This is a genomic window from Pseudoroseicyclus sp. H15, from assembly GCF_054353345.1.
This window is the reverse complement of the sequence record NZ_JBTHJE010000002.1, coordinates 188822-213184: the sequence shown is the minus strand read 5'-3', so window position 1 is coordinate 213184 and position 24363 is coordinate 188822. Positions and strand designations below refer to the sequence as shown.

Genomic DNA, 24363 nt, shown 5'->3' with positions numbered 1-24363 from the left:
CCAGAGCTTCACCGTGTGATCTCGCAGGTGAGGAATGCGACGGAGCTGTCGGCGCGAGCCATGTCAAGAACGTGCCACAGCATGTTGGCTTCGTTGGAAATCAACAGCGTGTGGCGCTCGTCGCCCTCCGCCCAGGTGAAGGGGCCAAGGGCGGTGGTGGCCTGCATCTCGGCGATCTCGTCGCCCCATTCGATGCGGTAGATGCCGGCGCCATCGGCCTCTGTCTCTTCGGGCAGCAGGGTGAAGGTCACCCGGTCATGGCCCGGCGCGCAGGCTCCAGAGGCACCGCAGCGCTGTGTGATGGTGCAGTCGAAGACCTGGCGGGCGCCCTCGGCCTGGGCGGTGGGGGCCGCGAGGAGCAGCATCAAGAGCGGGGCGTATCTCATTGTGCCTCCATCGCAATCGCGGAGAGCGGCTCGTAGAGACGATCGAAGACAGCGCCGCATTCGGCGGCGTGGGCATCGGTCTGGCCGGCGACCTCGTCGGCGATGCGGGCAATGGCACCGCCGCTTTGGAACATCAGGATCTCGGCGGAGATCTCATCCGTCAGATAGGCGACCAGCACCAGCGTGCCGTCCCCCTCCCACACATCGGCCGGGGCGGAGAGGCCGCCGGCCATCAGCTCCGGCGCCGGAGGTGCGGTGTCGACCATAAGCGTCACGATGGGCGCATCGGCCGGGCAGCCGATGGAGACCGGTTCGGCGAGGGCCGGGCCGGCGAACAGGGCAACCGCGAGGACGGGAGCGAGCGCCCGCATCAGCGCCCACCCAGGAAGGTGCGGCGCACCTCTTCGTTGGCCAGTAGCTCTTCGCCCGTGCCCTCATAGGCGTTGGCGCCCTGGACGAGCACATAGCCTTTGTGCGCGATCTCAAGGGCTTGCCGGGCGTTCTGCTCGACCATGAGGATGGTGATGCCGGTGCGGGCGATCTCGATGATGCGGTCGAAGAGCTCATCCATCACGATGGGGCTGACGCCGGCTGTCGGCTCGTCGAGCATCAGGACTTTGGGCTGGGTCATCAGCGCCCGGCCGACGGCGACCTGCTGGCGCTGGCCGCCGGAGAGCTCGCCCGCGGCCTGGCGGCGCTTATCCTTCAGGATGGGGAACAGGTCATAGACCTGCGCCATCGTGCCCTTGATGTCGTCGCGGCGCAGGAAGGCGCCCATCTCTAGGTTCTCCTCGACCGACATCGAGGTGAAGACGTTCTGCGTTTGCGGCACGAAGGCCATCCCCTTGGCGACGCGATCCTGCGGGGAGAGGCCCGTGATCTCGTCGCCGCCGATCTTCACCGCGCCGGAGCGCAGGTTCAGCATGCCGAAGATCGCCTTCATCGCGGTGGATTTTCCGGCGCCGTTGGGGCCGACGATCACCGCGATCTCGCCGCTCTCGGCGGCAATGGTGCATTCGTGCAGAATGTCGGCGCCGCGCCCATAGCCGCCCGTCATCGCCTCGCCGATGAGGAAGGGGGCGCTGTCGTCATGCGGCGACGTGCTCGGGCGCGAGCGCTCCGGAGGGGCAGAGAGCGGGGCGTTATTCTTGGTGATCGAGCGGTCGTTGTTGCCGCGATCGTCCTGATAGCCGCTCATTGGGCCTCCTCCGCCGGGCGGATGAGCGCCGCGAAATCCTGCTGGGTGTGGAGAAGCGCGTCCGTCGGCTCGGTGCCGGGCTGCCAGGCGAGGATCTGCACCGCCTCATCCTCTGTCATGACCAGCGTGTTGACGAAGCTCAGCGTGCCGCCGGGGCCTTGCGGCAGGCGGTAGGCGAGGGTGGTGGCGGGGTAGCCGAGCGCCTCGCCCTCGGTCACGCGGCGAAAGCCCAGGATCTCCTGGTCGATGCCGGCGCCGGTTTCGGCGGTCTCGACAACGAGCTCGATGAAGTCATCGAGCGTCACGCCGCGGCTCAGGCCCGCCGTCTCGGCCATCACGCCGAACATGACGGGGCTGCCGCCCTCGGGCCGCCAGAGCGCGGTGAAGGCGCTGCTGCCGGGGTCGATCGCCATCAGGCTGCCGGGCGCGCCGCAGAAGGCCAGCGACTCGCTGAGCGGCGCGCAGGGGCCTTCGGCCAGCTCCAGCGGCGCGGCGGGGGCCGCTTCGGCGAGGGGGCGCCAGGAGCCATCGGACAGCAGCTCGACCTCCTGCCCGTCGATGACGGCGTTTCCGATAACGGTGGGTGCGTCCTGCGCGAAGGCGGGCAGGGCGAGGCAGAGGCTCGCGGCGGCGATCAGCAGCCTCATGCGGCCCCCTTGTTCTTCAGGCCGCGGCCCAGATAGGCCTCGATGACCGCCTCGTTCTCGAGGATCTGGTCCGACGTGCCGGTGGCCAGCACCTTGCCCTCGGCCATGACGATGACCGGGTCGCAGAGGCGCGAGATGAAATCCATGTCGTGCTCGATGATGCAGAAGGTGTAGCCGCGCTCGGCGTTCAGCCGCTGGATGGCGTCGCCGATGGTGCCGAGGAGCGTGCGGTTCACGCCGGCGCCGACCTCGTCGAGGAAGACGATTTTGGCGTCGACCATCATGGTGCGGCCCAGTTCCAGCAGCTTCTTCTGGCCGCCGGAGAGGTTGCCGGCCTTCTCTTCGGCCAGATGGCTGATGGTTAGGAAGTCGAGCACCTCGCGGCCCTTGTCGGCCAGTGCCTTCTCTTCCTCGCGAATGCGGTCGCGGTGCACCCAGGCGCTCCAGATGCTCTCGCCCGTCTGGGCGGGCGGCACCATCATGAGGTTCTCCAAGACGCTCATCGAGCTGAACTCATGCGCGATCTGGAAGGTGCGGAGCAGGCCCTTGTGGAACAGCTCATGCGGCGGCAGGCCGGTGATCTCTTCGCCATCCATGAAGACGGCGCCGGAGGTCGGCGGCAGGCGGCCTGCGATGACGTTGAAAAGCGTGGTCTTTCCGGCGCCATTGGGCCCGATCAGCCCGGTGATGGAGCCTTCGGCGATCTCAAGCGAGGCGCCGTCAACGGCGTGAAAGCCGCCGAAATGCTTGTGCAGGTTTTCGACCCTGATCAATTGCCTGGTTCCCCTCAGGCGGCCCGTTTGCCGGTTCTTGTTGGTGGCCGGGCCCGGCGCTGTGCCGGGCCCGACGTGAGACGATCAGCGGAACTGCACCGTTTCGATGGTGCCGTCCTGGATTTCGATCTCGCGGTAGTTGCCGGCGCTTTCGCCGGGGCCGATCAGCTCGACGGCGGTGGCACCGACATAGTCGATGTCTTCGCCGGCGGCGATCAGCTCAAGCGCCTTGCCAAGCTCGCCCGGCAGGATCGGCTCGCCGGGGGCATTGGCCAGATCCATGATGACGGCGGAGACTTCGGCGCTGTCGGTGGTGCCGGCTTTTTCCATGCCCAGCATGATCAGCGCGGCGGCGTCGTAGCTTTCAGGCGCGAAGGCGGAGGTGCCGTCGAAGCCGGCAGCGGTGGCGATCTCCTGGAAGACTTCGGCGCCCTGGCTGTCGGTGCCGGGATACTGGCCGAAGGAGCCGTCGAGGCCCGAACCGATATCGTCGACGAGCTGCTGGCCGACCATGCCGTCGGGCAGAACGAAGGTGTCGAAGGCGCCCGAATCGAGGCTGGACTGGATGATGCCCTTGCCGCCCTGGTCGGTGTAGCCGGCCACGACGAGCACATCGCCGCCCGCAGAGGCGAGCGAGGCGACTTCGGCCGAATAGTCGGCTTTGCCGTCTTCATGCGCGGCGTTGATCGTGACCGTGCCGCCCATTTCGGTGAAGGCCGCCTCGAAGCTGTCGGCGAGGCCCTTGCCGTAGTCGTTGTTGGTGTAGGTCAGCGCCACATTGTCGATGCCGCGATCCATGAGGATCTCGCTCATCACCACGCCCTGGCGGGCGTCGGAGGGGGCGGTGCGGAAGAAGAGGCCGTCATCCTCGGCCGTGGACAGGCCCGGGGAGGTGGCCGACGGCGAGATCATCAGGATGCCGTTGGGGCGCGCGACGTTCTGTAGGATGGCGCCGGTCACACCCGAGCAGTCGGCGCCCATGATGGCGGCGATGCCGTCGGAGGTGACGAGGCGTTCGGCGGCGGCCGTGGCGGCAGCGCTGTCGATGCAGGTATCGTCGGCGCGCACACCTTCATAGGTGTTCATGGCGGAGCCGGTGGCGTTCATCTCTTCGATGGCGGCTTCGGCGCCGGCGGCCATGGCGGGCGTGATCGATTCCAGCGGGCCGGTGAAGCCGAGCACGATGCCGATCTTGACGTCTTCGGCGCCGGCGGCGCCGGCCAGCAGCGCGGCACTGGCCGTGGCGAGCATGAGTTTTTTCATGTGTGTCTCCCTGTGGTGGACTGTTGGTCCTCGCGGGAGGCTAGACTGCGATTTTCAGAAAAGAAAGGATGTTGGCGGGCCTTCCGATGCAATTTCGAACGTTCGCCCGCTGTTCGGGCAAAGCTCAATGCGCCCTTGCAGGCGCGTCTCGCGGCGTTGCTCAGACTGAGAGACGTGCGGCGTGACTGCCACGCTCGCGGTAGGGCGTGGTGTTGTAATGGGCCCGGTAGCATTTGGAGAAATGCGATGGCGAGGTGAAGCCGCAGGCCAGCGCCACGTTGATCACGCTCATGTCGGTCTGCATCAAGAGGTTGCGCGCCTTCTGCAGCCGCAACTCCATGTAATAGCGCTTCGGGCTCTTCGCGAGATAGCGGCGGAAGAGACGCTCCAGCTGCCGGGTTGACATGCCGACCTCCGCCGCGAGAGCCGCAGGCGAGACCGGGTCTTCGATGGCCTGCTCCATGCGCTGGATGACGCGGGAGAGCTTGGGATGCCGCACGCCGATGCGGGTGGGGATGGAGAGGCGCTGCGTGTCCTGATCTGTGCGGATCGAGGAATAGATCAGCTGGTCGGCCACCGCGTTGGCGAGATCCTCGCCGTGATGGTCGGCGATGAGCTTGAGCATCAGGTCGATTGAGGCGGTGCCGCCCGCCGTGGTGATGCGGTTGCCGTCGACGACGAAGACGCTCTTGGTGAGCGTCACATCCTCGAATTCCTCGGCGAAGCTGTCCTGGTTCTCCCAGTGGATCGTGGCGCGTTTGCCATCGAGCAGGCCGGCGCGCGCCAGCGTGTAGGAGGCGGTGCAGAGCCCGCCCATGGTCACTCCGCGCCGGGCCTCGCGCCGCACCCATGAGAGCATCTTCTTGGTGGTCGCCGCCTGCACATCGATGCCGCCGCAGAGCAGCACGACATCGTCGCGGGCCAGCTCGCTCAAATCGCTGTCGAGGCGGAACTCGGTGCCGGCCGAGCAGCGCGCGAATTCGCCGCCTTCGCCGGTCAGCCGCCAGCTGTAGAGCTCGCGGCCCGCCATGCGGTTGGCAATGCGCAGCGCTTCGACCGCGCAGGCGAAGCAGAGCATGGTGAAATTGTCGAGCAAGACGAAGACGAAGCGGCGCGGCCGCTCCGGTGCATTGATGATCTCGACGATCTGGGGTTCGATCTGGGACAAGGACATGGCGGCATCCGGCTTTTCGGAGCCTCAGCAGGTTTGCCGGGCCTGTGCAAGGTGAATCGAACGCGACACGGGCCTGTCGTATTCGTCCTGCGCAAAGCCGCGCCGCAAGCGATATTGGCGGCCGGGGAGGGGGGCTGTCTGCCCCCCGCTGGCGGAGCCAGCCCCCCCGAGGATTTTTGAGGAGCAAAGACAGGCAGGGGCTTGCCGCGTTGCGGCGGGGTTTTTCATTGGCCCGGGCGGCACACAGCGCTATAGCAGCACCCTGCGACGCCCCGGCCGGTTGGCGGGGCGTGAGATTGGAGGACGAGATGAGCAACTGGATGAAATCGGATTGGCGCGAAAAGCCCCGGGTGCAGATGCCCGACTATACCGATGCGGCGGCCCTTGAGGCTGTCGAGGCCAAGCTCTCGTCTTATCCTCCGCTGGTCTTTGCGGGCGAGGCGCGCCGGCTGAAAAGCCAGCTCGCCGCTGCCCAGCGCGGCGAGGCCTTCTTGCTGCAGGGCGGCGATTGCGCCGAGAGCTTCGCGGAATTCTCCGCCGATGGCATTCGCGACACGTTCAAGGTCATGCTCTCCATGGCGATGGTGCTGACCTATGGTGCCAAGGTGCCGGTGGTGAAGGTCGGCCGCATGGCGGGCCAGATGGCCAAGCCGCGCTCGGCCCCGACCGAGACGGTGGGCGGCGCCGAGCTGCCCTCGTACCGCGGCGACATCATCAACGGCTTCGAGTTCACGCCCGAGGCGCGCAACCCCGACCCGCGCCGGATGGAGCAGGCCTATCTGCAGGCGGCGGCGACGCTGAACCTGCTGCGCGCCTTCTCGACCGGCGGCTATGCCGATGTGCACAAGGTGCATGCCTGGACGCTCGGCTTCGTGGAATCGCCCGAGGCGGAGAAATACCGCGACATGGCGACCCGCATCACCGACACGCTCGATTTCATGGCCGCTGCCGGTGTGGGCGCCGAGGCGCGCCACGCGATGGAAACGGTGGATTTCTACACCAGCCATGAGGCACTGCTGCTGGAATACGAAGAGGCGCTCTGCCGGCTCGATTCGACCTCGGGCAAATGGCTCGCCGGATCTGGCCACATGCTGTGGATCGGCGACCGCACGCGCCAGCCCGATGGCGCGCATGTGGAATTCTGCCGCGGGGTGCAGAACCCGATCGGCCTGAAGTGCGGGCCCTCGATGACCACTGGCCATCTGAAGGCGCTAATCGCCAAGCTGAACCCGGCCAACGAAGAGGGGCGGCTCACGCTGATCTCGCGGTTCGGCGCCGGCAATGTCGGCGAGCACCTGCCGCGCCTGATCCGCGCGGTCGAGGAAGAGGGCGCCAAGGTGACCTGGGTTTGCGATGCGATGCATGGCAACACGATCAAGTCGGCCTCGGGCTATAAGACGCGGCCGTTCGATTCGGTCATGCGCGAGGTGCGCGAGTTCTTCGCCGTCCACGCTTCGGAAGGCACGATCCCCGGCGGCGTGCATTTCGAGATGACGGGCCGCGACGTGACCGAATGCACCGGCGGTGTGCGCGCCGTGACGGATGAAGATCTGTCCGACCGGTACCACACCGCTTGTGACCCGCGGCTCAACGCCAGCCAGTCGCTGGAGTTGGCCTTCCTCGTTGCCGAAGAGCTGGTCAGCCGCCGCAGCGCCATCCAGGAGGCGGCTGCTGCCTCCTGACGTCCCATGAAATGACTTGCGTGAAGGGGCCTTTCGGGGCCCCTTTGCTTTGCAAGGGAGGGCGGTGCCATGCTGGAAGGACATTGCGTCTGCGGCGCCACGGGCTGGTGGCTGGCCGAGATGCCGGGGCACGCCACCTCCTGCAACTGCAGCCACTGCCGCAAGTTCGGGGTGCTCATGGCCTATGCCGAGGAAGGGCGGGGCGGCGAGATCACCGGCGAGACGTTCCAGTACATCTGGGGCGACCGCGACATCGCCTTCCACCATTGCCCGACCTGCGGCAATCTCCTCGGCTGGACGGACATTCGCGGCGGCGAGGGGCCGCATCGCTTCGCGGTCAACCTGCGCATGGCCGACGATCCGGCCGAGGTGGCTGCTATCCCGGTGAAGCCCTTCGAGGGGCTGGTCAGCTTCGTGGACTTGCCCGGGCGCGGCGGCCAATGCGTCGCCGATCTATGGGCGTGAAGGAGGGCAGCATGCGCGGCACCTGTCACTGCGGAAAGACCGGCTGGGAGTGGCAGGGCGTGCCCGAGAGCGCAACCGCCTGCAATTGCCAGAGCTGCCGGCGCTACGGGGCGCTTTGGGCCTATGACTGGGTGGGCGAGCGCATCGCCCTGCATGGCTTAGGAGAGACGCGCATTTTCCTGAGGGAAGATCGGGAGATCGAGTTTCACTTCTGCCCCAGCTGCGGCGCCATCCCGTTCTGGCGGGCCGTCTCGCCCCATCCGGGTGGGCGCTGGCGGGCGGCGGTAAACCTGCGCATGGCTGCGCCGGAAGAGGTGGCCGGTGTGCCACTCTATCACGGCGATATGCTGGAGGGCGTGGCGCCCTATGAGAGGCGCGGCATCGTTGGCGATGCGTGGTTCTAGCGGGCCGTCGCTTCAGCTGCCGGAGACGAGGCGCAGATGACTGCGGCCTTCGGCGGCGCGGGGCACGGGGGCCTGTTCGACGGTGTGATCCGCCGCGCTGACCAGGCGGGGGGCGAACATGTGATGCATCGCCGGCTCCCAGCGCAGCGATTCGGTCGGGCCGATGGTCAGCCGGCGCGGGCCGCGGGCGGCGGGCGAATCGAGCATCAGGGCACCGAGGGCGCGGGTGGTCTCACCCGCTTCGTCGGAGAGCGGCAGAAGCAGCAGCCGGCCGGTCGTACGCGGGCGGCCAAGGGTGCGGATGGAATGCACGGGGATGTCGACCAGCGCCGGCACGCTCCACAGCTGGTTCAGCCACATGCGGAGGGCGCCGCGCGCCTCGGGCAGGAAAAAGGCCGAAATCGGCATGCCGCGCGGCTCCATCCCCAGTTCGGCGCGCAGCGCGTGGCCGGCGACGCGCATCCGCCCGATGCCAGGGGCGACCTTTTCGAGGATGAAGGAGTGGGGCAGGGCATCGTCGATGCGATTGGGGTCGATCTCGCCCCGCGCCGGCAGCTTCTGCGGGCGGGCAAGACTGCGCCAATACCTCTCGAGCCGCTCAAGCGGCTCGGTCGAGAGGGTGCGATCTTCCGTATTGCTATCGCCCGACATTTCTACCTCCGTGCGTCACATCTTACCGACATGACAGATACTATCCGGTTTAATGAAAATTGTGTCCATCAAAGTTAGGAAACAGTTAATTCGCCGCGCTCTTGTCGCGGGATTTCATTTCTCCTACTCCCGATGGACCACTCAGGATCGAGGACGCCGATGATCGCGTCGATGACCGGATTTGCCAGCCGTACTGGCCATGCAGGTGCCCAGGACTGGGCGTGGGAGATGCGCGCCGTCAACGGGCGCGGGCTCGATCTGCGCCTGCGGCTGCCCGACGGGATCGAGGGGCTGGAGGCCGGTTTGCGCTCTGCCATCAGCGGCCGGGTCTCGCGCGGCAACGTCAGTGTGGGTCTGCGGCTAGGCGGCGGCGAGGGCGACGGCGCCATGGAGATCGACGAGGCCGTGCTGGAACGCGTGCTGGTGCAGGTGCACGCCGTGCGCGCCCGGGCGGAGCGCCTGGGCATCGCTCTGGCCCCCGTGAACGCCGCCGATCTGCTGGCCCAGCGCGGCGTGCTGCGGTCCCCGCCGCCGCCCAGCGCAGAGGCGCTGCTGGAGCCGCTTCTGGAGGATTTCGACGGGCTGCTCGCCGAGTTCCTCGCCATGCGCGCCAGCGAGGGGGCGGCGCTGGCCGAGGTCATTTCCGGCCAGCTCGCCCGCATCGAGGCGCTGACCGAAGAGGCGAGCGCCTCCGCCGCCGCGCGCAGCGGCGAGATGCGCAGCACCCTCGCCAGGCAGATGCAGCGGGTACTGGAGGCGACCGAGATCGACGAGAGCCGGCTGGCGCAGGAGCTGGCGCTGCTCGCCGTGAAGGGCGACGTGACCGAAGAGATCGACCGGCTCAATGCCCATGTCGCGGCTGCGCGCGAGTTGCTTGAGGCCGGAGGGCCAGTGGGGCGGCGGCTCGACTTTCTCGCGCAGGAGTTCAATCGCGAGGCCAATACGCTCTGCTCGAAGGCGGGCAGCGCCGAGCTGACGCGGATCGGGCTGGACCTCAAGGCCACGATAGACCAGATGCGCGAGCAAATTCAGAATGTGGAATAGGTAGCGATGGCCACGGCGTCTTCTTCAACTTTTGCCCCGGCCGCCGCGCCCAATGCCCAGCATGGTGCTCGGCGCGGGCTGCTCATCATCCTGTCGTCGCCTTCCGGGGCCGGAAAATCCTCGCTCGCCAAGGCGCTGAGGGAGTGGGACCCGACGATCCGCTTCTCCGTCTCCGCCACCACGCGGGAGCCGCGTAGCGGAGAGGTCGACGGGCGGGAGTATCACTTCGTCAGCCGCGAGGATTTTGAGGCGATGGTGGCGCGTGGCGAGATGCTCGAGCACGCCCGTGTCTTCGGCAATCTCTACGGCACGCCGCGCGCGCCGGTGGAGGCTGCGATGACGGCGGGCGAAGACACGCTCTTCGATATCGATTGGCAGGGCGGCCAGCAGATCAATGAATCGCCCCTGGGGCACGACGTGGTCTCCATCTTCATCCTGCCGCCCTCCATCGCCGCGCTGGAAGGCCGGCTCAGGGCGCGTGGGCAGGACAGCGACGAGGTGATCGCCGCACGGATGGAAAAGAGCCTCGCCGAGATCAGCCATTGGGCCGAGTACGACCACGTGCTGGTCAACGACGATCTGGCCGCCTGCGCCGCGCAGGTGAAGACCATCGTCGCCGCCGAGCGCCTGCGCCGCACCCGCCAGCCGTGGTTGCGCGACTTCGTGCGCGCCCTGGGCGACGAGCATGAGGCTAGCGCATGATCTACGCGCTGGGGAACCGGACGCCGCTGGTTGCGGACAGTGCCTGGGTGGCGCCGGGGGCGCATGTGATCGGGCAGGTGGAGCTGGGCGAGGATACTTCGGTGTGGTTCGGCGCTGTGCTGCGCGGTGACAACGAGCCGATCGTCGTTGGGCAGGGCAGTAACGTGCAGGAAAACGCCGTGCTGCACACCGATATGGGCTATCCGCTGACCATCGGGCCCGGCTGCACCATCGGGCACAAGGCGATGCTGCATGGCTGCCAGATCGGTGAAAACAGCCTGGTGGGCATGGGCGCGACCGTGCTGAACGGCGCCAAGATCGGGCGGAACTGCCTGATCGGAGCCGGGGCGCTGGTGACCGAAGGAAAGCAGATTCCCGACGGCAGCCTGGTGATCGGTGCGCCCGGCAAGGTGGTGCGGATGCTGAGCGACGAAGAGATCGAGGGGCTGCGAAAGTCTGCCCTCGGGTATCAGGCGAATGCCCGGCGGTTTAGTGCAGAGCTTCGGGCGGAGGATTAGGGAGACAGCTCGCGCCGTCTTTCCGGAACACCGCCGCTGTCCTCCAGCTTTGCGCTGTCACCGCTCCACACCCCGCCCGGACTCAAGCCGAAGGCGCCGGGCGAGCGCAGCCCCTAATGATTGCGGTTTCTTGGCGCGACGGTGCCCCGATGCCCGTAAGAAGACCAATCAAGTCTTCATCTCTCCCAAGCGACCTCAACCCACATTGCCTCCCGCCCCGCGCCCCGCGTAAGAGGCGGCATGGACCGCGTCTTTGCCGCCTCTCTCCTCAACGCCCTGCCGATGCCGACCCTGCTCATCGGCCCGGCCGAGCGCGTGCTGGCGGCCAACGCGGCTGCCGGGCGGCTCTTCGGCTGGGATGGGGCAGGGCGGCACTACATCACCGCCCTCCGCCAGCCGGTACTGCTCGATGCCGTCGAGCAGGTCTTCCGCGATGGCGAGACCCGCCAGAGCCGCTACCTCGCCCAGGCCGGCAACCGCGACGCCACCTGGCGCGTGCAGGTCGCCGCCGTCGAGACGCCGGAGGGTAGGGGCGTGCTCCTCGCCTTCGAGGATATCACCGCGGTCGAGGAGGCCGGCCAGATCCGCCGTGATTTCGTCGCCAACGTCAGCCACGAGCTGCGCACACCGCTGACGGCGCTGCTCGGCTTTGTCGAAACGCTCCGCGGCCCCGCGAAGGACGATGCAGCCGCGCGCGAGCGCTTCCTCTCGATCATGGCGCGCGAGGCGGGGCGGATGGCGCAGCTCGTGGCCGATCTCCTCTCGCTCAGCCGGGTGGAGGAGGAAGAGCGTGTTCGCCCCATGAAGGCGGTCGACCTCAAGGCCCTGGCGGAATCGGTCGCCGCTGCCTTCGAGCCGCAGGCCCGCGCGGCGGGGGTGCGGCTGGCGCTGGAGCTGCCGGCCTCGGTGCCCTCCGTGCCCGGCGATGCCGACCAGCTTCGGCAGGTGCTCAACAACCTCATCGAGAACGCTCTGAAATACGGCGCCAAGGGCGAGATGGTCGAGATCCGCCTGACCGGCCCCGCGCCCGAGCCGAGCCTGCGCAGCGAAGGCGTGCGCCTGTCTGTCCGCGACGAGGGCGAGGGCATCCCCGCTCATCACATCCCGCGGCTGACCGAGCGCTTCTACCGGGTGGATTCGCACCGCTCGCGCGAGGTGGGCGGCACCGGGCTGGGGCTGGCCATCGTCAAGCATATCGTCAACCGGCACCGCGGCCGCCTGCGGGTGGAGAGCGAAGAGGGCAAGGGGACGACCTTCACGCTGATCCTGCCCGTCGCATAACCCCGCGGCGCCGCAGCAAAATCGCGCGGGACGCGCCCGCCGGCCTGCCATAGAGTGGCGCGGCCCGCCCAAAGAGCGGCGCCAGCAGTTGAGAGGGAGCGGTCAGCGTGTTCGAGTTCAGTGGGTATCATATCGCCCTCACCGTGGTCGGAGGCCTGGTGATCGCCGCCTATTGGCTGCCGCGCCTTCTGTCAGACCGCGAGCCGACCGCCGCGCCCCTGATGATCCTGCTCGGGGCCGCCGCCGCGGTGCTGCTGCCCGGTCTGCCGGCGATCCCCGACCCGCGGACGTCACCGATGCCCTGGACGCTGGTGAGCGAGATGACGGTGATCATCGCGCTCTTCGGCGCCGGCATGCGGATCGACATGCTGCGGCCCTGGAAGAAGTGGAACTCGACGGTGCGCCTTCTGGCGATCACCATGCCGCTGACGATCTTCGCCGTCGCGCTGCTCGGCGTCTGGCTGGCGGGGCTCACCTGGGCCGGCGCGATCCTGCTCGGCGCCGTCTTGTCGCCGACCGACCCGGTGCTCGCCGCCGATGTGCAGGTCGAGCCGCCGCAGGAGGGCACCGAACATCCCGTGCGCTTCGGCCTGACGACAGAGGCCGCGCTGAACGATGGGCTGGCCTTCCCCTTCGTCTATCTCGGCCTGATCATCGCGGCAGAGGGGCTGAACCCCTCGGCCTGGGCGGCCGAATGGCTGCTCTTCGACGTGGTCTACCGCATTGCGGTGGGAGGCCTTGCCGGCTGGCTGGGCGGGCGGGCGCTTGGCTATGTTCTCTTCGTCTTCCCCCGCCGCCGGGTGCTGGCCGAGACGGGCTCGGGCGTCATCGCCTTTGCCGGCGTGATCCTCTGCTACGGCTCCACCGAGCTCCTGGAGGGCTACGGCTTCATCGCCGTTGCGATCATGGGCCTGACCCTGCGCCGGGTGGAGGAGGACCACGCCTTCCACCGCCGCCTGCACGATTTCTCCGAATCGATCGAGCACGCCTTGACGGCGGTGCTGCTCGTCGGCCTCGGCCTGATGCTGCCCGACCTGATGAAGAGCCTGGCCTGGCAGCATGTGGTGATCGCCGTGCTGCTGCTGGTCGTCGTCCGCCCGCTGTCCGGCTGGATAGGCCTGGCGGGCACGGGATTGCCCCGCTCGGACAAGGCGGTGATCTCGGTCTACGGCGTGCGGGGCATCGGCTCGATCTACTACCTGTGCTACGCGGGCGGCCACATGCAGTTCGTGGATGAAAGCGCCATCTGGGCGCTGGTGGCGCTGGCGATCCTGCTTTCGACGCTGCTGCACGGCTTCACCGTGGGCTGGGCGATGGACCGGCTGAGCACGGATGGGCAAAAGGTGCGCCGTCGGCAGCGGTGAGGGCGCAGCGGGTTTGCTGAGCGCCCCGCCACTGTCGCGGACTTAAGGCCTTGAGCCAAATCGCGCCTTCGCGGCCTCAGTCTCTGGCATGTAGAGGCTGACGAGGTTCCCTTCCGGATCCCGCAGCTGGAACGTCCGGTTGCCCCAGGGCAGGAGCTTGGGCGCATGGACGACGTCCAGCCCCTTCAGGCGTTCGAATTCGGCGTCGATGTCCTCCACCTGAAGCTCGATGATCGCCGTCCGGTTCGCCCCGGCCTCGGCGCTGCCTTCCTGGAAGAGCGCCACGGTCTCTTCCGAGCCGATTGCCAGCGAGGCGCCCGGCGTCACGATCTCGGCGAAGACGGGGGCCAGCCAGTCGGCCTCTCCCCCGGTGACGGTTTCATAGAAGGCCACGAGGCCCCGGACATCCCGCGCGATGAGGCGGACTGAAGTTAGTTTCATTCTCTATTCCCTTGCTGCCGGCCCTTGACCGGTCGCGAGTGCTTCTAGAGAGGTCCTGCTGACAGCATCGTGGCAGCAGGAAACCGGGGATGCGCAGCGCCGACCGCCTTTTCCAGATCATCCAGATCCTGCGGCGCACGACCCGCCCCGTGACCGCCGCCGACATCGCGGACGAACTCGAGGTGTCGCGCCGGACGATCTACCGCGACATTGCCGATCTCATCGGTCGCCGCGTCCCGATCCAGGGCACGGCAGGGTTCGGCTACACGCTGGACGACGATTACGAGATGCGCCCGCTGGCCCTGAGCCCCGACGAGACCGAAGCCCTCGCCCTCGGCGCACAATGGGTGAGCCGTCACCCCGACAAGGCGCTGGCCCGTCTTGCGCTGGACGCCCTGTCGAAGATCCGGCTGTCACTGCCTGAGTCCAGCCGCACGGTGCTGGAGCAGCCCGCCTTGGGAGTGAAACCGATCGCGGGCGGCCCCGGGGCGACGCTCGATACCACGTCCCTGCGGGAGGCCATACGTCGCTGGCGCGTGGTGTCGTTCAGCTACACGGCGCTCGACGGGAGGGTCAGCCAGCGCCACGTCTGGCCGATCGTGCTCGGCTACGAGGAGACCCGCTGCCTGCTGATCGCCTGGTGCGAGGACAGGGAGGCCCTTCGCCATTTCCGCGTGGAGCGCATGTCTGGCCTTGAGGTTCTCGACCGCAGGCCGGCCAGACGCAGGTCGGATATGATGCGGCTGTGGGATGCCGAGCGGGAGGGTGCGATGCGGGCTGGGGGACGCGGAGGGTAGCGCGTTTGGTGGGAGGGGCGATGCGAGCATGCGCCACGTCGGGCTGGGAGCCGTCATTGCTGCATCTGGCGGGAAGGGCGGCCGCAGGTCGTTCGCGGCACTGAGCTAAGAAGGGCGGATTCCGGCCATTCGCTGCAGGTGCGCGATTTCCACACCGGCCGTGCAAATGCCGACGTTCGTTGAAATCTCGTCCCCCAGAATGCTGCGATCGATCTAATGGCGGCAAGGAGCCATACTGACAGCGTCGGTTTTGGGTGAGCTCGGAAGTGCTGGACGGAGAGCACCTGCCGCGACCGGTTCTTGGTGGACCTCGGTTCACCGTGCTTCGTCATCCAACTTATCGCATTCCTCCGACCTAATATGTAGCGGCACATGTCCGCCCTTCGGCACGAGCTCCTACCTTCCTAACCGGACGGATACTCGGCCATGGCCCGAACTTCGGGTGTCAGGAAGCGGTCAAAGCCGACCGTAGTGGCACGACCTGGTGCTGCGAAGGGGTTGGAAAAGGCCACGATCATGTAAACGATCAATCCAGTAAAGGCCCCGAACCCGGAGATGAGCGCGATGTTCAGCGCGGTCGCCGGCCAGGTGAAATAGGCCGCCCCGATGAGGATCACACCAACCAGGGCCGCCCACAGGAACAGGGGCAAGGCAGGCGACTGAGCCACGTTCTCGCGCTCGTCGCGTAATGCGGAGAGCTCTCGTACATCGGCCAGCATGAAAGCGAGCAGACGCTCTTGTCGGGGCGTTGTGGGGGTAAGGTTCAGGACCTCCTGGTAGGCTAGGTCCCATTTTTCCCAAGCTCTGGGAGCCATGTGCCGCTCTTCGGCGAGTAACGGCCATTCCTCTTCCACCACGATCATAGCGTATTGCGCGAGCTCAGATCGAAGGTTGGCGGTCGTCTCCGCATCGAAGCGCGTCGCATCATAGTAGATGTCTGCAACCAGCGTCGCTTCGCGTGAGGCCGAGACAGCAACATCGCGAATGCCCGACAAATCCTGAGCAAAGACAAGCGCAAGGACGAGCCCATGCAAGGAGGCAATGCGGAATAGCACAGAGCCCGCAAGGTCTCGCGTATCTTCCGTGACCTTGGATCGTAAAGCCCAACGGGTCAGACCGTAGGAACACAGTGCCAACGCGATGATCCCGCCGACGCAGAGCACGCCATACAAAAGAGATGCAGTCATTCTGACTTGCTGCAGCTATTCGACGAATCTAGCGGAAAATCCTTTCTTTTTATTGCGACACCTCAAGCACATATCCGTTGGGCCACTGGAAGATGCCCTCTTCGGTCGACTCAATTGGGCCGTCGGCCAAGAAGAACGTTCCAGCCCCGATCAGCAGTCCGGACATCTCTTCGAGATTGATGACAGCCGTGAACATCGCGTCGTTCTCGTCGATCGTGCCCATGTACTCCACGGTCGCGCCATCATCGATCACCGTGCAAAGCGCGACCGCATCGAGCCGATCGCCATCGCTGATGGTGCAGTCGGCCGTTCCATCCTGCGCATGTGACGGAGCTGCGCCAAGCATGGATGTTGCGATCACGACACTGAATTTAAGACGAAAACCTGAGTTCACTTTAGCCTCTCTAACCTTTAGACGCCTGCTGCGAGCAGGTCCTTACGCAACGTCCACTCCAATGCCTAGTTCGGCAGCACACGTCACGCTGTGTCAAGCGTGATCACAGTACATTTCTCCACTTCTGTAACGGTGCGGAAACGAGAGCGCTCTTTCGAAGGGAGCTTTGGGCCTACTTCAATAAAGGGGCGACATCGGAGAAACTGGCGATCTTTTCCCGGCTCCGGAGAGAACGCAAAGTTGAAATTTAACTATATTGTAGGAACAAATGGCTACCTCCTGGCCTGCGCAAGGATGCAGACTTTTGTCACTCTATCCCAATTAGTGTTCCACTCTTGGAGCTGCTCTGATGCGATATTTGGCTCTTCTCAGCCTCCCGGCATTGCTCGTTGCATGTAGTGAAGCAGAAACCGTAGCGCTAATTGAAGATCCGTCGGCCTTCTCTTGTAGAGAACGCGCCGCCGCCACGATGTCTGTGACCTTTGATGAGACAGTGGCTCGTCCGATCAACACCGATATCTTTGGCACGCAGAATTACCAGGTAAGCGCAGTCGGGATGCAATTCCGCTGCACCTTGAGTCCTGACGGCGATATTATTCTCTTTCAACGGATCTAGCTGGCACTGAGATATTTGGGGTTTGACTCGGGGGAAGCTGCGCTAGGGTAGCCGACGGTGTCGTGAATGTCGGCTCTGGGCCGAGAGCCTCGTTGGGTCGAGAGCCTCGTTCGGTCGAGAGTGGACCGAACGGCAGCTCTGGCCCGAAACGACGCCTCGCAGCCCACCACCAGCGCGATCCCCGCCACTCCTCTGCAGCACCAGCCCCCCTCAAACCACCTGCCGCTCCTCCAGATCCAGCCGCATCGTCGCCATTCCCTGGCGGCGGGAGAGCTCTTCGTAGCCGGCCGAGAGGTAGGCGTTGACGGCCGGGGCGTTGTCGAGCTCGACCTTCAGGGTCAGCACCAGCGCGCCGAGATCCAGCGCCGCCTCTTCCACGCGGGCGTTCAGCTCTGCCGCCGCGCCGCCGCGCGCCTCTTCGGCGAGGAAGACATAGGTGAGGTGCCGCACCTCGGGCCCCACGCCTTCGCGCAGGGCGAAGAAGCCCACGTCGCGGCCGGTCTCGTCCTGCAGGTAGAAGGAGACATCCTCCAGGTCGCCCAGCCATTTGCGGTGCCATTCCATCTCGTCGAAGGGCACTTTGGCATTGGGGTTGAGCAGGGGGATCTCCTCATCGGGCAGCATCTGAGCCAGCGGGGCGAGGTCGCGGTCGTGGTTGCGGCGCAGGGTGAGTGCCATGGGTCCTTCCTTCTGCCGGGCCCGGCACCGGAACGCCGGGAGCGTAAAGGGCCGACGACTCACATAGGCGCCCCTTTCGTGTCAACCGGCGGGGCCGGGGCCGAGTCGCGGGGCCTGCGCGACGCCAGAAGCCCAAACAATCCGTAATCTCCGCCCCAGTGCCGCCCCGGGCGAACCCGACCCTGCCCCGTCCAGCCAGCAGGGCAAGGCCCATAGCTGCGCCAGCCCCGCCCGCGTCGAGTGTCACAAAACTCTTACACTCCTGTCACAAAAGCATAGCCCAGCGGCCCTAGCACGGCGCCATGAGGCCGGCGTCAGACTGACCGGTCCGAACTGACAGGAGATACCAATGTCCCTCGTGAAACTGACCGCCTCGACCATGGCGATCGCTGCTGCCTTCACGACCGCTGCCGCCACGGGTGCTGCTGCCCAGTCGCGCGACACCGTTCAGATCGCCGGCTCCTCCACCGTGCTGCCCTACGCCAACATCGTGGCCGAAGCCTTCGGCGCCGAATTCGATTTCCCGACGCCCGTCGTCGAGGGCGGTGGCTCCTCCACCGGCCTGTCGCGCTTCTGCGAAGGTGTGGGTGAAGGCTATATCGACGTCGCCGACGCCAGCCGCGCCATCAAGGACAGCGAAGTCGAGACCTGTGCCGCCAACGGCGTGACCGACATCATCCAGGTCCGCATCGGCTATGACGGCATCGTCTTCGCCTCCGACATCAACGGCCCGGAATTCGCCTTCACCCCCGCCGATTGGTACATGGCGCTGGCCGCCGAGCTGCCGATGGATGGCGAAATGGTCGCCAACCCGAACACCAACTGGTCCGAAGTGAACGCCGATCTGCCCGATCAGGCGATCAACACCTTCATCCCCGGCACCAACCACGGCACCCGCGAAGTCTTCGAAGAGAACGTCATCCTGGCGGGCTGCGAAGAGTCGGGCGCCATGCAGCAGATGCTCGACATGGGCATGGATGAAGATGCGGCCGAAGACGCCTGTATGACCATCCGCACCGACGGTACCTCCGTCGACATCGAAGGCGACTACACGCAGACGCTGGCCAACCTCGACTCGACGCCGAACGGCATTGGCGTCTTCGGCCTGTCGTTCTACGAGAACAACACCGACCGTCTGCAGGTTGCCACCATGTCCGGCATCACGCCCTCGACCGAGACCATCGCCTCCGGCGAATACCCGGTCTCCCGCCCGCTCTACTTCTACGTCAAGGGCGCGCATATCGGTGTCATCCCCGGCCTGAAGGAATACGCCGAGTTCTTCGTCTCTGACGATATGGCCGGCCCGGGCGGCCCGCTCTCCGAATACGGCCTGGTGCCCGACCCGGAACTGGCCGCGACCCAGGAGATGGTTGCCAACGAAGAGGCCATGTGATCGGGCCAAAAGCCTGAGCCAAGTCTCACGGGCGGCCGGTTCTTCCGGTCGCCCGCATCCTGAAAGGACCCTTCGATGAGCGGCCTGATCGCGTTCCCCACGGCCCTACTGTTTGTCGCCGTCCTCTGCGTCATCGGCTACGTGCTGGGCCGCCGCAGGGCCGTCGCTTCGGTGGATGGCGAGACCCGCCGGCTGCATTCGCGGCCCGTGCACCACGGCTGGTCTGTGGTGCTGGCCACGCTGATCCCCTCGATGAGCGTCCTTATTCTCTGGGCCTTTCTGCAGGGCCTGGTCACCAACACTTATGTCTCCCTTCAGGTCGAGGCCGACATGGCCGAGCTGCAGCTGCCGGAAGCGCAGCGCGCCGACCTGACGGATGAAGAGATCGCCGTGCGCGAGGCCGCCCGGCGCGATCTTTTCATCGGCAACGTCAAAACCCTCGCCGGCGCCATCGGTGGCGCGCTGGAGACCGGCGCGCTGGACCGCGCCGAGGTTGAAAGCTGGCGCGACGATGTCACCCCGCTGAACGACCGCATGCGCGAGGTGGGGCAGGTGGCCCCGCTCGGCGTGACGCCCGGCATGCTGGATGAGGCGATCTCGCTCTACGGCTTCGACAGTTTCCTTTCGATGCTGGGGCCGATCATCGTCGTGCTGCTCGCGCTCATCGGCTTCATCTGGTCGCTGATGGCCATCGGCGCCGATTTCCGCGCCCGCAATACCGTCGAACGCTGGGTGATGGGGCTGCTGATCTTCGCCTCGACCACGGCCATTCTCACCACGCTGGCAATCCTCGCCTCGGTGACGCTGCCCTCGATCACCTTCTTCCGCGAATACGGGCTGTTCGATTTCCTCTTCGGCCTCACCTGGGCGCCCGCAGGCGATACGGTGGGCCTGCCCGAAGGGCCGGACGGCGAATACGAAAGCCTGCTCGGCTTCCTGCCGCTGATCTGGGGTACGCTCTACATCTCGCTCGTCGCCTTGATCGTCGCCGTGCCGCTCGGCCTGTTCGCCGCGATCTACCTGTCTGAATTCGCCAACCGGCGCGTGCGCTCGGTCGTCAAACCGGCGCTGGAGGTGCTGGCCGGGGTGCCGACCATCGTCTACGGCCTCTTCGCCCTCGTCACCATCGGGCCCTTCCTGCAGGCTGTGGTGGGTACGACCGTGATGCCCAACACCGTCTCCGTCATGACGGCGGGCGTTGTGATGGGCATGATGCTGGTGCCCTTCGTCTCGTCGCTGTCGGATGACGTGATCAACTCCGTGCCCCAGGCGATGCGCGACGGCTCGCTCGGCCTTGGTGCCACGCCGTCGGAGACCGTCACCAAGGTGATCCTGCCCGCGGCGCTGCCCGGCATCGTGGGCGCCATCGTGCTGGCGGCCTCTCGCGCCATCGGCGAGACGATGATCGTGGTGCTGGCCGCCGGGGCCCTCTCGAACGTGCAGGGGCTGGAGCCGAACCCCTTCGGCGCCGTCGTGACCGTGACCACCCGCATCGTGGCGGTGCTCACCGGTGAGGCCTCCGGCTTTGACTCCATCGACGTACTCGCCGTCTTCGCCCTGGCCTTCACGCTGTTCTTCATCACGCTCGGGCTCAACCTTCTCGCCCAGCGGATCGTCCGCCGCTATCGGGAGCAATACGAATGACCGATGTGACCCCCGAAGCGTCGCCGCGCACCGCGCAGTCGCTCTTCACCCGGACCGACAACGTGCGCCGCCGCTACCGGCGCGGCTCTATCCTGCGCTACCTCGGCATGGGGGCCATCGCGCTGGTGCTGTTCTTCCTTGGCGTGCTGCTCTGGTCGATCCTGTCGCGCGGCGTGCCGGCGTTCTTTCAGTACCAGGCCGAGATCGAGCTGTTCTACGATCCCGCCATTCTGGAGGAGGACGGGCAGGGGCCCGAGGCGCTCGGCAGCCTGTCGCTGCGCTCCGACATCGAGCGGGGCATCTTCGCCCAGTCGCTCCGCCGCACGATGGAAGACAACGGCATCGACACCGCCGCCTTCGAGGATGGCGACCTCTCTGCCCTGATCTACGCCGCCAACCGCCGCGACGTGCGCGACGAGCTGGTCGCGAACCCCGATCTGGTCGGCGAGACAGTTACCGTCGGCGTGCCCATCGACATCAACATCACGCGCTACCTGTCGGGCGAGCTGTCTGGCGAGGGCACCTCCGGCATGCCGCCGGGCTTCAACCGCGCGCAGCTCGACCTGATCGACGCGATGCTTGATGCGGGGATGATCGAGCGCAACTTCCGCTGGAGCTTCTTCACCAACGAATACAGCCAGTCCGGCGAGGTGGCGGGCATCGGTCCGGCGCTGATGGGCTCTGCCTACATGATGCTGGTAGTGCTGGTGTTCAGCCTGCTCTTCGGCGTCGCCGCCTCGATCTATCTGGAGGAATTCGCGCCCAAGAACCGGCTGACCGATCTCATCGAGATCAACATCGCCAACCTCGCCGCCGTGCCCTCCATCGTGTTCGGCATCCTCGGCGCCGCCATCCTGCTGACGCTCAGCGACCTCGGCTTCGGCTCTTCGATCCGCGGTACGGCTCTGCTGGGCGGCATCGTCCTCTCCCTGATGACGCTGCCGACCATCGTGATCGCCACCCGCGCCGCGCTGAAATCGGTGCCGCCGTCGATCCGCGATGCCGCGCTCGGCGTCGGCGCCTCGAAGCTGCAAACGGTGTTTCACCACACGCTGCCGCTTGCGATGCCGGGCATTCTGACCGGCACGATCATCGGCATCGCTCAGGCCCTGGGCGAGACGGCGCCGCTGCTGCTCATCGGCCTCTCCGTTTCCACCGGGGCGGGCATCCTTTCGTCGCCCTTCACCGGGGGCCTTCTGGAACAGGCCCAATCCATGCCGACCGTGGTCTATCTCTTCGCGCAGAACCAGGACACGCCTGTGCGCGAAGGGCTTGCCCAGGCGGCGATCATCGTGATGCTTGTGCTGCTGTTCGCGCTCAACATCATCGCCATCCTGCTGCGCCGTCGCTTCGAGCGCCGGTGGTAAGGTAAGAAAGCGAAAGACATGAAAGATCAGCGTCTCACCGAGCGGGAAGTGGACATGGCAGACATCAAGATCAGTGCGCGCGGCGTGCAGGTGTATTACGGCGATACGCATGCCATCAAGGATGTCAGCGTCGAGATCGCCGACAAGACGGTGACGGCCTTCATCGGCCCGTCGGGCTGCGGCAAGTCCACCTTCCTGCGCTGCATCAACCGGATGAACGACACCATCGACAGCTGCCGTGTCGAGGGCGATATCGAGATCGACGGCGAGGATATCTACGACGCCCGCGTCGATCCCGTGCAGCTGCGCGCCAAGGTGGGGATGGTCTTCCAGAAGCCCAACCCCTTCCCCAAGTCGATCTACGACAACGTCGCCTACGGGCCGCGCATCCACGGCCTCGCCAAGAACAAGGCGGAGCTCGACAACATCGTCGAGCAGGCCCTGCGCCGCGCCGCCCTGTGGAACGAGGCCAAGGACCGGCTCGACAAGCCCGGCACCGGCCTCTCCGGTGGTCAGCAGCAGCGCCTGTGCATCGCCCGCGCCATCGCGACGGAGCCCGAGGTGCTGCTGATGGACGAGCCCTGCTCGGCGCTCGACCCCATCGCGACGGGGCAGGTGGAGGAGCTGATCGACGAGCTGCGCTCCAGCTACTCGGTGGTGATCGTCACGCACTCGATGCAGCAGGCTGCGCGCGTGAGCCAAAAAACCGCCTTCTTCCACCTCGGCAACCTCGTGGAATACGACGAGACCGGCAAGATTTTCACCAACCCGCAAGACCCGCGCACGGAGAGCTACATCTCCGGCCGGATCGGCTGAGGAAGGAAAAGCCATGAACGATCAGCATATCGTCTCTGCCTTCGACCGCGATCTCGAAGCCATCCAGGCGATGGTCATCAAGATGGGTGGCCTCGTCGAGAGCGCCATCCTCGATGGCGCCCGCGCGCTGGAGAGCCGCGATGTGGAGCTGGCCCAGAAGGTGCGCGAGGGCGACGCCGCCATCGACGCGCTGGAAGAGCAGATCAACGAAGAGGCGGCGCGTACCATCGCCATCCGCACGCCCATGGCGACCGATCTGCGCATCGTGCTGTCGGTGCTGCGCGTCTCGGCCGCGCTGGAGCGGCTGGGCGATTACGCCAAGAACATCGCCAAGCGCACGACGATCCTCACCGAGATGAATCCGATGTCGGGCAGCGATGTCACGCTTCGCCGCATGGCGCGCGACGTGCAGTCGATGCTGAAGGACACGCTGGACGCTTTCGTGCAGCGCGACGCTGCGCTGGCCGAGGATGTCATTCAGCGCGATCTCGACGTCGACCAGATGTACAACGCGCTGTTTCGCGAGTTCCTGACCTTTATGATGGAAGACCCGCGCAACATCACCGCCTGCATGCATCTGCATTTCATCGCCAAGAATATCGAGCGCATGGGCGATCTGGTGACCAACATGGCCGAGCAGGTGATCTATGTCGCCACCGGCGAGTTCCCCGCCGCCGACCGCCCGAAGGAAGACATCACCGCCATGAAGGCGGGCCCCGAGGAGACAGCGGGATGAGTACGCATGCCCAGCCGCCTCTGGTGCTGGTGGTCGAAGATGAGGCCGCCCAGCGGGAGGTGCTGTCTTACAATCTTGAGGCTGAGGGCTTTCGCATCTCTGCCGCCGGCGACGGCGACGAGGCCTTGTCGCTGGTGAACGACGAGTTGCCCGATGTCATCGTGCTCGACTGGATGCTGCCCTCGGTCAGCGGCATCGAGATCTGCCGGCGCCTGAAGGCCCGCGCCGAGACGCGCAACGTGCCGATCATCATGCTCTCGGCCCGCTCCGAAGAGGTCGACCGGGTGCGCGGGCTTGAGACGGGGGCCGACGATTACGTCGTGAAGCCCTATTCGCTGTCCGAGCTGCTGGCGCGGGTGCGCACGCAGCTGCGCCGGGTGCGGCCCTCTGCCATGGGGCAGGTGCTGGAATACGAAGACATCACGCTCGACGCCGAGACGCACCGGGTGCATCGCGGCGAAGAGCTGCTGCGCCTCGGGCCGACGGAATTTCGTCTGCTCGCGACGTTCATGGAGAAGCCGGGCAGGGTGTGGAGCCGCGAGCAGCTGCTCGACCGCGTCTGGGGGCGCGACATCTATGTCGACACCCGCACCGTCGACGTGCATGTCGGCCGGCTCCGCAAGGTGCTCAACGGCACCGGCGGCAACGACCCCATCCGCACGGTGCGCGGCTCGGGCTACGCGCTGGGGTAGGGGCCGCCCGGGCCACGGAAATCGCGCGAGGTCCGGGGCGATGTCGGCGC

General features: G+C 66.3%; 28 protein-coding genes. 16 read left to right on the top strand and 12 right to left on the bottom strand.

Features of this window, described 5'->3' with window-relative positions; translation table 11 throughout:
• Positions 1-8 precede the first annotated feature (8 nt).
• The 7 genes from ACXN5S_RS04875 to ACXN5S_RS04845 form a co-directional block, all read right to left on the bottom strand.
• A complete protein-coding gene (locus ACXN5S_RS04875) occupies positions 9-386 on the bottom strand; it encodes a hypothetical protein (RefSeq protein WP_458604279.1) in 378 nt (125 codons plus the stop codon).
• Positions 383-757, bottom strand: coding sequence for a hypothetical protein (locus ACXN5S_RS04870; RefSeq protein ID WP_458604278.1), 375 nt, complete (start codon positions 755-757; stop codon positions 383-385). Before ACXN5S_RS04870 ends, ACXN5S_RS04875 begins: the two co-directional genes overlap by 4 nt.
• Positions 757-1443, bottom strand: a complete 687-nt coding sequence (locus ACXN5S_RS04865) for an ABC transporter ATP-binding protein (protein ID WP_458604783.1) — start codon at positions 1441-1443, stop codon at positions 757-759. Before ACXN5S_RS04865 ends, ACXN5S_RS04870 begins: the two co-directional genes overlap by 1 nt.
• Positions 1444-1580: 137 nt before the next feature.
• Entirely contained in the window at positions 1581-2231 is a 651-nt protein-coding gene (locus ACXN5S_RS04860; protein WP_458604277.1) for a hypothetical protein, read from the bottom strand.
• Complete coding sequence (locus ACXN5S_RS04855) at positions 2228-3004, bottom strand: ABC transporter ATP-binding protein (protein WP_458604276.1); 777 nt, start codon at positions 3002-3004, stop codon at positions 2228-2230. The genes ACXN5S_RS04860 and ACXN5S_RS04855 overlap by 4 nt, the downstream gene beginning before the upstream one ends.
• A gap of 84 nt (positions 3005-3088) precedes the next feature.
• Entirely contained in the window at positions 3089-4267 is a 1179-nt protein-coding gene (locus ACXN5S_RS04850) for an ABC transporter substrate-binding protein (RefSeq protein WP_458604275.1), read from the bottom strand.
• A 160-nt stretch (positions 4268-4427) separates the two neighbouring features.
• Positions 4428-5441, bottom strand: coding sequence for a GlxA family transcriptional regulator (locus tag ACXN5S_RS04845; protein WP_458604274.1), 1014 nt, complete (start codon positions 5439-5441; stop codon positions 4428-4430).
• A 308-nt stretch (positions 5442-5749) separates the two neighbouring features.
• Here ACXN5S_RS04845 and ACXN5S_RS04840 point away from each other — a divergent pair, with 308 nt between their 5' ends.
• The 3 genes from ACXN5S_RS04840 to ACXN5S_RS04830 all read left to right on the top strand — a co-directional run bounded on the left by ACXN5S_RS04840 (position 5750) and on the right by ACXN5S_RS04830 (position 7992).
• Positions 5750-7123 (top strand): class II 3-deoxy-7-phosphoheptulonate synthase, encoded by a 1374-nt coding sequence (locus ACXN5S_RS04840; protein ID WP_458604273.1) that lies wholly within the window; start codon positions 5750-5752, stop codon positions 7121-7123.
• A gap of 69 nt (positions 7124-7192) precedes the next feature.
• Positions 7193-7588 carry a GFA family protein gene (locus ACXN5S_RS04835; RefSeq protein WP_458604271.1) on the top strand — a complete coding sequence of 132 codons (396 nt, stop codon included), beginning with the start codon at positions 7193-7195 and terminating at the stop codon, positions 7586-7588.
• Positions 7564-7992 carry a GFA family protein gene (locus ACXN5S_RS04830; RefSeq protein WP_458604270.1) on the top strand — a complete coding sequence of 143 codons (429 nt, stop codon included), beginning with the start codon at positions 7564-7566 and terminating at the stop codon, positions 7990-7992. The genes ACXN5S_RS04835 and ACXN5S_RS04830 overlap by 25 nt, the downstream gene beginning before the upstream one ends.
• A 12-nt stretch (positions 7993-8004) precedes the next feature.
• On the opposite strand, the gene ACXN5S_RS04825 is transcribed toward ACXN5S_RS04830, so the two are convergent.
• Positions 8005-8643, bottom strand: coding sequence for a PAS domain-containing protein (locus ACXN5S_RS04825; RefSeq protein WP_458604269.1), 639 nt, complete (start codon positions 8641-8643; stop codon positions 8005-8007).
• A 171-nt stretch (positions 8644-8814) separates the two neighbouring features.
• On the opposite strand from ACXN5S_RS04825, the gene ACXN5S_RS04820 reads away from it, so the two are divergent.
• From ACXN5S_RS04820 to ACXN5S_RS04800, 5 genes are all read left to right on the top strand, one after another.
• Positions 8815-9687 carry a YicC/YloC family endoribonuclease gene (locus ACXN5S_RS04820; protein WP_458604268.1) on the top strand — a complete coding sequence of 291 codons (873 nt, stop codon included), beginning with the start codon at positions 8815-8817 and terminating at the stop codon, positions 9685-9687.
• 6 nt (positions 9688-9693) lie between these two features.
• Positions 9694-10389, top strand: coding sequence for a guanylate kinase (gmk, locus tag ACXN5S_RS04815; RefSeq protein ID WP_458604267.1), 696 nt, complete (start codon positions 9694-9696; stop codon positions 10387-10389).
• Positions 10386-10907 (top strand): gamma carbonic anhydrase family protein, encoded by a 522-nt coding sequence (locus ACXN5S_RS04810; protein WP_458604266.1) that lies wholly within the window; start codon positions 10386-10388, stop codon positions 10905-10907. Before gmk ends, ACXN5S_RS04810 begins: the two co-directional genes overlap by 4 nt.
• A gap of 240 nt (positions 10908-11147) precedes the next feature.
• Positions 11148-12188, top strand: a complete 1041-nt coding sequence (locus ACXN5S_RS04805) for a sensor histidine kinase (protein ID WP_458604265.1) — start codon at positions 11148-11150, stop codon at positions 12186-12188.
• 107 nt (positions 12189-12295) lie between these two features.
• Positions 12296-13552 (top strand): cation:proton antiporter, encoded by a 1257-nt coding sequence (locus tag ACXN5S_RS04800; RefSeq protein WP_458604264.1) that lies wholly within the window; start codon positions 12296-12298, stop codon positions 13550-13552.
• A 42-nt stretch (positions 13553-13594) separates the two neighbouring features.
• Here ACXN5S_RS04800 and ACXN5S_RS04795 read toward each other — a convergent pair whose 3' ends face one another.
• Positions 13595-13993, bottom strand: a complete 399-nt coding sequence (locus ACXN5S_RS04795; RefSeq protein ID WP_458604263.1) for a VOC family protein — start codon at positions 13991-13993, stop codon at positions 13595-13597.
• A gap of 89 nt (positions 13994-14082) precedes the next feature.
• On the opposite strand from ACXN5S_RS04795, the gene ACXN5S_RS04790 reads away from it, so the two are divergent.
• Positions 14083-14790 carry a helix-turn-helix transcriptional regulator gene (locus ACXN5S_RS04790; RefSeq protein WP_458604262.1) on the top strand — a complete coding sequence of 236 codons (708 nt, stop codon included), beginning with the start codon at positions 14083-14085 and terminating at the stop codon, positions 14788-14790.
• A gap of 404 nt (positions 14791-15194) precedes the next feature.
• Here the strand turns inward: ACXN5S_RS04790 and ACXN5S_RS04785 are convergent, their stop codons facing one another.
• A complete protein-coding gene (locus tag ACXN5S_RS04785; protein ID WP_458604261.1) occupies positions 15195-15977 on the bottom strand; it encodes a bestrophin-like domain in 783 nt (260 codons plus the stop codon).
• 49 nt (positions 15978-16026) lie between these two features.
• Positions 16027-16371: a hypothetical protein gene (locus ACXN5S_RS04780; protein WP_458604260.1), complete on the bottom strand. Its 345-nt coding sequence runs from the start codon at positions 16369-16371 to the stop codon at positions 16027-16029.
• Positions 16372-16720: 349 nt separating this feature from the next.
• Here ACXN5S_RS04780 and ACXN5S_RS04775 point away from each other — a divergent pair, with 349 nt between their 5' ends.
• Positions 16721-16987, top strand: a complete 267-nt coding sequence (locus ACXN5S_RS04775; protein ID WP_458604259.1) for a hypothetical protein — start codon at positions 16721-16723, stop codon at positions 16985-16987.
• 210 nt (positions 16988-17197) lie between these two features.
• Here the strand turns inward: ACXN5S_RS04775 and ACXN5S_RS04770 are convergent, their stop codons facing one another.
• The gene (locus ACXN5S_RS04770) at positions 17198-17665 is read right to left on the bottom strand and encodes a GNAT family N-acetyltransferase (RefSeq protein WP_458604258.1); all 468 of its coding nucleotides are present in this window, start codon (positions 17663-17665) and stop codon (positions 17198-17200) included.
• Positions 17666-18014: 349 nt separating this feature from the next.
• Here ACXN5S_RS04770 and ACXN5S_RS04765 point away from each other — a divergent pair, with 349 nt between their 5' ends.
• The 6 genes from ACXN5S_RS04765 (at position 18015) to phoB (ending at position 24313) form a co-directional block, all read left to right on the top strand.
• The gene (locus ACXN5S_RS04765; protein WP_458604257.1) at positions 18015-19058 is read left to right on the top strand and encodes a PstS family phosphate ABC transporter substrate-binding protein; all 1044 of its coding nucleotides are present in this window, start codon (positions 18015-18017) and stop codon (positions 19056-19058) included.
• Between the two features lie 75 nt (positions 19059-19133).
• Positions 19134-20702 (top strand): phosphate ABC transporter permease subunit PstC, encoded by a 1569-nt coding sequence (gene pstC, locus ACXN5S_RS04760; RefSeq protein WP_458604256.1) that lies wholly within the window; start codon positions 19134-19136, stop codon positions 20700-20702.
• Entirely contained in the window at positions 20699-22069 is a 1371-nt protein-coding gene (gene pstA / locus ACXN5S_RS04755) for a phosphate ABC transporter permease PstA (protein WP_458604255.1), read from the top strand. The genes pstC and pstA overlap by 4 nt, the downstream gene beginning before the upstream one ends.
• 18 nt (positions 22070-22087) lie before the next feature.
• Positions 22088-22885 carry a phosphate ABC transporter ATP-binding protein PstB gene (gene pstB / locus ACXN5S_RS04750; protein WP_458604254.1) on the top strand — a complete coding sequence of 266 codons (798 nt, stop codon included), beginning with the start codon at positions 22088-22090 and terminating at the stop codon, positions 22883-22885.
• Positions 22886-22898: 13 nt separating this feature from the next.
• Positions 22899-23621 (top strand): phosphate signaling complex protein PhoU, encoded by a 723-nt coding sequence (gene phoU / locus ACXN5S_RS04745; RefSeq protein ID WP_458604253.1) that lies wholly within the window; start codon positions 22899-22901, stop codon positions 23619-23621.
• The gene (phoB, locus tag ACXN5S_RS04740) at positions 23618-24313 is read left to right on the top strand and encodes a phosphate regulon transcriptional regulator PhoB (protein ID WP_458604252.1); all 696 of its coding nucleotides are present in this window, start codon (positions 23618-23620) and stop codon (positions 24311-24313) included. The genes phoU and phoB overlap by 4 nt, the downstream gene beginning before the upstream one ends.
• Positions 24314-24363 lie beyond the last annotated feature (50 nt).